The organism is Pseudoalteromonas sp. BSi20311, from assembly GCF_000239875.1.
In the GTDB taxonomy this organism is placed as follows: Bacteria; Pseudomonadota; Gammaproteobacteria; order Enterobacterales; family Alteromonadaceae; genus Pseudoalteromonas.
This window is the reverse complement of the sequence record NZ_BADU01000049.1, coordinates 1-357: the sequence shown is the minus strand read 5'-3', so window position 1 is coordinate 357 and position 357 is coordinate 1. Positions and strand designations below refer to the sequence as shown.

Annotated in this window: 1 protein-coding gene; it reads left to right on the top strand. The window is 40.1% G+C overall.

Going from position 1 to position 357, the window contains the following annotated elements:
- Positions 1–357: cation diffusion facilitator family transporter (locus P20311_RS04490; protein ID WP_036984842.1), on the top strand; the 357-nt coding region annotated here is incomplete at both ends.

Below are 357 nucleotides of genomic sequence, written 5' to 3'. Positions count from 1 at the left end.
CTATGGCCCTGCTTGCTGATGGATGGCATATGGGAACTCACTCTGCGGCATTTCTCATTGCTATTTTTGCATACTCTTACGCTAAAAAGCATGCGAACAATAAGGACTTTAGCTTTGGAACAGGCAAGGTAAACTCTTTAGGTGGCTTTGCCAGTGCTATTGCCTTAGCAATTGTTGCATTGATGATGATAATAGAATCTGTTCAACGATTAATAGAACCACAATCAATTCATTTTAATGAAGCAATTGTTGTTGCGATTATAGGTTTAGTCGTCAATGTCGCCTCTGTTTTTATCCTACATGATGATCATCATCACCATGGAGAACCCCACCACCATCATGATCACGACCATAATA